Source organism: Bacillales bacterium, assembly GCA_035700025.1.
Classification (GTDB): Bacteria; Bacillota; Bacilli; order Bacillales; family DASSOY01; genus DASSOY01.
The window spans coordinates 1-5,259 of record DASSOY010000068.1; the positions used below are offsets into that span (position 1 = coordinate 1).

Here is a 5,259-nt window from a genome sequence, read left to right on the forward strand (position 1 = left end):
CGATCACATCTAACCCGTGCAGCCCTCTTGCTTTCAACCAACTGAAATAGTCGTTCCAGGTATGCTCGCTTTCACTGTCACCGACTTTCAGCCCAAGAATCTCGCGGTATCCTTGGTCGTTGACACCATAGCCCACGAGGAAATAGAGTCCATATAATTGTGTAAAAAAACAAGAGGGGTCGGTCTGAATGTCAATCACGGTGAATCGAAAGAAGGGTGGACACAGTTTTTTGATAAGTTAAAGTCCAGAGGGCATCAATCTCCAAAAATGATCATTTCGCCGACCGCAAGAAAGCCGAAGCGCTCATGGAAGAATGGACGACATTACAAATGTAATAAGGGAGTCAAATGTTCGTTAGATTTAGAAAGAAGGTGCCGCTTTTAGGACACCTTCTTTTTGTTGCGACAGCACTCAGCCTCAACATACGGGTGAATCTCAACTTTTTTGATTTTATAATGAAATCCAACTTTATCGAGACTGAATGTCACTTTGCCGTTCATTGTTTTCGTCACGTCCGCTTGAGCAAATTCAAAAAGGTCAGTCGGTCAGTGCGCTTTCCGAAAAACAAGCAAACGAAATTCGTAATTTCTATGAAATCCCAAAGTCCAACTATGATCAAGAACCCGATGTTTATTGGCAATCGAGAAAAAGTGATCATTCATATGAGGTTACCGTTCACTATGAAGTTTTGTTTTATTCGAAAGACAAACTTTGGGTCAGCTGCATGAATCCTGTAAATGATAAAACCGGAACAAATGCAGAAAAATATGCCATAAATCACACCTTTTTTCAGGTGAATCTTCTCCAATCATTCAGATCTATCTCTACCCGCTAACAGCAAGTGGAGCGCTTGTGGATTCCTGGAAACGGCTTCCTTGTTTGAAAATCAGGAAATAAATGGTACAATTTAGTATACCTTAGTTGAAGGGACTTGAAACTATGTATTTATGGCTGATCCCTGTCATCTTGTTGGGCGGTTTGATCTGCACCGCCTTAATCATTGATCTCGTCTCGAAGCGGAAGGGGTATCATGTAGATTTTGAAAAGGGCGCGAATGATGCTTCTGATCCGGATAAAGTATATGCGGAAATTAATGCGCGGCAAATGACAAATGACATTGATTTAAGCTGACGGTATCGACCGTCAGCTTTATTTTTCGAAGTCACTAACAGTCATTTCCATAATTAAACTATACACACTATTCACAGGTTTATCAACAGATTTGACCGCTTTTTTAGCGGTTTTTGTCGAATTGTCCCCATTTTCCACAGAAATTTCGTCATTTATCCACATTTTTTGTTAACAAAGTGTAAATCCGTCATAGCAAGGTTCAACCCGTTTTTCCACATTATCCAAAGCGATGTGGATAACATTTCTCCACATGCACAAAAATAGACTTTTCCCTTTTCAGGAAAAGTCTAAACCTATTATTACGATTTATTTGAATTCCAGCCCCGGTTTGGCATTCAGCCGAAGATCGGCACGAACGCCTTTTTCAAATGCGACAGTTCCAGCCGCCGCGATCATCGCCGCATTGTCCGTGCACAATCGAATCGGTGGAATCACCAGTTCAGCAGGTTGTGCGTGAAACGCCTCTTCCAACCGAGTCCGTAAACCTTTGTTGGCGGCCACGCCGCCGGCAACGAGAACTTGCCGCACATTGAAAGCCTGCGCTGCACGCAACGTTTTCACCGCCAAAACCTCGATGACACTCTCCTGAAAACCGGCGGCGACATCTTCAACCGCCAGCGTCTCTCCGCGCTGCTTGGCATTATGCAGTTTGTTGATGACGGCCGATTTCAAGCCGCTGAAACTGAAATCATAGGAATCCGGTTCCAGCCATGCGCGCGGAAATTCCAACGGTTGCCGACTTTCCCCGGCCAAACGGTCGATATGCGGACCTCCCGGATAGGGAAGGCCGAGTGTGCGCGCGACTTTGTCGTAAGCTTCACCTGCCGCATCGTCACGTGTTTCCCCAAGCCGTTCAAATGCCCAATGTTCCCGCATCAAAATCAGTTCCGTATGGCCGCCGGAAACGACAAGCGCCAACAACGGAAAACGAAATTCAGTCACCAAACGGTTGGCGTATATATGGCCGGCGATATGGTGGACCGGCACGAGCGGCAGTTGGTGAGCATACGCGAGCGCCTTCGCTGCATTCACCCCGATCAAGAGGGCGCCGACAAGGCCCGGACCTTGGGTAACCGCAATCGCATCGAGATCGGAAAATCCGACCTCGGCTTCTTTCATCGCGTCCTCGATGATCCACGTGATCTGCTCGACATGATGGCGGGAAGCCACTTCAGGGACGACACCGCCGAACCTCTTATGGCTTTCCACCTGCGAAGCCACGACATTTGATAAAATTTCCCGCCCGTTCCGAACGACGGCCGCGGCGGTTTCGTCGCAGCTCGTTTCGATGCCGAGCACTTTGATGTCCTTCATAATTTCACCCACATGACTAAAGCATCCTCGTAATTGTCCGTGTAATAGTTTTTCCGAATCCCGCCCGGCTGAAAGCCGAGTTTTCGGTACAAGCGCTGCGCCGATTCATTGGAGACGCGCACTTCCAGCGACATTTTACGCGCCCCTTTCATCCTTGCATAGTGCATCGCCGTTCGCAGCAATGATTCTCCGATTTGCTTGCCCCGGTATTCCGGGAGAATGGCAATGTTGGTGACATGCGATTCGTCAACAATCACCCAAACCCCGCAATAGCCGATCACGCAATCGGCATCCTGCGCCAGAATATAGGTTGCAAAACGATTATTTGTTAATTCATTATAAAAAGCCGAATCGCTCCACGGCATCGTAAACGATGCCTTCTCTACTTTCATGACCGCGTCAATGTCGTCCACGTTCATATAGCGGAATTGAACATTGTCTTGCTTATCCATGTTTCTTTTGCTCCTGCGCTGCCAGCCATTTCGACTCCGCCTCGGCCAACTGCCGGTATTCCGGTACGAACCGGTGTGCCGATTCTTCAGCCGCCCGTTGTTCCCCAAGTATGGCGAGTTCACCTGGGCGCGGCGCTTGCTCTCCGGACCGAGCGAAGACGGCGAGCGAACCGAGGCGGTCCGCGATCTCTTCGGCGTGTTTCGCCAGATCGTGTCCGACGAACAACACGGGTTCACGCTCCGATTCCAGCAAGTCCAACCAATCGGACAACAGCGTGATCCGATCCAATTTTACATTACCGAACCGACCGTTTTCGTTTGCATACAAGCCGGTATACACTTGCCCCCGCCGCGCATCAAACAAGGGCGACACATACCCGCCAAACCGTTGCCCGTTTTGAGCGAGCACCTCAAGGCTCGACACGCCGACAAGCGGAATCCCGAGTGCCCATGCGAACGTTTTCGCGACAGTTACGCCGATCCGCACGCCCGTATAAGAACCCGGACCTTCAGCAACAGCGATACGCTCGAGCTGCGCAGGCATCACCCCGGTTTCTTTTAAAACCGTATCCACGGCCGGCATCAACCGGACCGAATGATTTTTTTTCAAATGGGTGACGATCTCGCCCAAGACGACACCATTGTCCGCCAGCGCAACACCCATCGTCTGATTCGATGTGTCAATCGCCAAAGTTTTCATCGTTCAACTCCTTGCACAAAGCATCGTACCGGGGTCCGGCAGGGATCATCGCGATGCGTCTTTCGTCTTCGCCTGAAGCATGTTCGATCGAGACTTCGAGCCGCTCTTCGGGAAGCCAGTCCGCAATCCGTTCCGCCCATTCGACGACCGTTACCCCGTCCCCGTCAAAATATTCTTCGAATCCGAGATCTTCATCCCCGTCTTCCAAGCGATAAACGTCCATATGATAAAGCGGCAACCGCCCCTCATATTCTTTAATGATCGTAAAAGTTGGGCTGTTCACGGTACGATTGATCCCGAGACCGGCAGCGAGCCCTTTCGTAAACGTCGTTTTCCCTGCGCCAAGATCCCCGCTCAACGTAATCAAGTCTCCAGGTTTGAGCCGTTTCGCCAACCTTTCGCCCAGCCGGAAGGTTTCGTTCTCTGAATGCGTGTTCGTTTCATAACCGTGCAAACGGATCACCTGTTTTCAAAATGATTGTAGCCTTTTTCTTCAAGCATACGCGTCTCGCCATCCCGAACTAACCAAACATTCGCCGGACCTTCATCGACCGTTCCGATGATCGTCAGCGCAATATCTTGCTGCAGCTTTTCGATCGTCTCCGGAGCCGCCGTACCGAGCAGTTGAAAGTCTTCCCCGCCATGCAGAATCCATCGTTCTTGTTGGGGGACTGCAAAATTCCTGAGCATTTGCGGCCGCGGGATTCGCTCATAATCAAGCGTGATTCTCACCCCGCTGGCAGCGGCAATTTCAGCCGCTTCGCTTGCGATGCCGTCGCTGATGTCGTTCAACGCCGCGCGGAACCCGGACGCCGCGATTACCATCCCTTCAGTGATGCACGGTTCCGGTCGTTGATGTGCGGCAATCAAAGGTTCCCAGGAAGCCGCATCATCATATTCCCGTCCATGTTCAAGCAACAGCTCGAGTCCCGCAGCACTCCCGCCAAGCGGACCGGTGACAAAAACCTTATCCCCAGGCCGAGCTTCACTTCTTAACAAGTGCCGGTCTTTTGGGACACGGCCGATCGCCGTAACCGTGATAACGAACCCGCCCTTGGAAGTCACGGTGTCGCCGCCAATGAGATCGACGCCATAGCGGTCCGCCAACGACTGAAAGCCTCGATACACTTCTTCAAGCTCGTCCCGCCAATGATCAGGAACGGCGACGGATGCCAACGCATACATTGGCACAGCTCCCATGGCCGCAAGATCGCTTAAGTTGACCGCCAACGCCTTATAGCCCACATCGTAAGCAGTCATCGTCGTCCTTGTAAAATGAACGTCTTCCACCATTGTGTCCATCGTAACCACTTCTTCAAACGCGCTGTCGCCTGCGTACAAAGCAGCGTCGTCACCGATCCCGACAACGAGCGATGGCTGACTCGTCTGAACCGGCGTGATCTTCCGAATCCAAGCGAATTCATCATCCATATAAACCATCATCCCAACCTAAAAAATCCTTAGGATATCATCCTAAGGCTCTACCTCTATTATAGCGGATTGTCCGAAAAAATTCTTGCAATGGCGGACCCGACCGGATTTGAACCGGCGATCTCCTGCGTGACAGGCAGGCATGTTAACCACTACACCACGGGTCCAGTTTAGATGTGAGAGGTGAGAAGTGCGAGGTGAGAGGCACGTTTCGCTCCGATGCTAAACTG

General features: G+C 50.7%; 8 protein-coding genes and 1 tRNA gene. 2 read left to right on the top strand and 7 right to left on the bottom strand.

The genetic code is table 11. From position 1 onward, the window contains the following. On the bottom strand, nt 1–199 hold a 199-nt coding region (locus VFK44_11045), incomplete at its 3' end, for a transposase (GenBank protein HET7628905.1). Between VFK44_11045 and VFK44_11050 the strand changes: the two genes are divergently transcribed. Together VFK44_11050 and VFK44_11055 are read left to right on the top strand one after the other, a co-directional pair. Continuing rightward, a complete protein-coding gene (locus VFK44_11050; GenBank protein HET7628906.1) occupies nt 158–385 on the top strand; it encodes a transposase in 228 nt (75 codons plus the stop codon). The genes VFK44_11045 and VFK44_11050 overlap by 42 nt on opposite strands. A gap of 555 nt (nt 386–940) precedes the next feature. Beyond that, nucleotides 941–1,132 carry a hypothetical protein gene (locus VFK44_11055; protein ID HET7628907.1) on the top strand — a complete coding sequence of 64 codons (192 nt, stop codon included), beginning with the start codon at nt 941–943 and terminating at the stop codon, nt 1,130–1,132. Nucleotides 1,133–1,438: 306 nt separating this feature from the next. On the opposite strand, the gene tsaD is transcribed toward VFK44_11055, so the two are convergent. The 6 genes from tsaD to VFK44_11085 all read right to left on the bottom strand — a co-directional run bounded on the left by tsaD (nt 1,439) and on the right by VFK44_11085 (nt 5,196). After that, a complete protein-coding gene (gene tsaD, locus VFK44_11060) occupies nt 1,439–2,449 on the bottom strand; it encodes a tRNA (adenosine(37)-N6)-threonylcarbamoyltransferase complex transferase subunit TsaD (protein ID HET7628908.1) in 1,011 nt (336 codons plus the stop codon). Further along, nucleotides 2,443–2,898, bottom strand: coding sequence for a ribosomal protein S18-alanine N-acetyltransferase (gene rimI, locus VFK44_11065; protein ID HET7628909.1), 456 nt, complete (start codon nt 2,896–2,898; stop codon nt 2,443–2,445). Before rimI ends, tsaD begins: the two co-directional genes overlap by 7 nt. Then, nucleotides 2,891–3,598, bottom strand: a complete 708-nt coding sequence (gene tsaB, locus VFK44_11070; GenBank protein HET7628910.1) for a tRNA (adenosine(37)-N6)-threonylcarbamoyltransferase complex dimerization subunit type 1 TsaB — start codon at nt 3,596–3,598, stop codon at nt 2,891–2,893. Before tsaB ends, rimI begins: the two co-directional genes overlap by 8 nt. After that, the gene (gene tsaE, locus VFK44_11075) at nt 3,579–4,052 is read right to left on the bottom strand and encodes a tRNA (adenosine(37)-N6)-threonylcarbamoyltransferase complex ATPase subunit type 1 TsaE (GenBank protein ID HET7628911.1); all 474 of its coding nucleotides are present in this window, start codon (nt 4,050–4,052) and stop codon (nt 3,579–3,581) included. Before tsaE ends, tsaB begins: the two co-directional genes overlap by 20 nt. A 5-nt stretch (nt 4,053–4,057) precedes the next feature. Continuing rightward, nucleotides 4,058–5,029, bottom strand: coding sequence for a thiamine-phosphate kinase (gene thiL, locus VFK44_11080; protein ID HET7628912.1), 972 nt, complete (start codon nt 5,027–5,029; stop codon nt 4,058–4,060). 91 nt (nt 5,030–5,120) lie between these two features. Then, a tRNA-Asp gene (locus VFK44_11085) sits at nt 5,121–5,196 on the bottom strand. Nucleotides 5,197–5,259 lie beyond the last annotated feature (63 nt).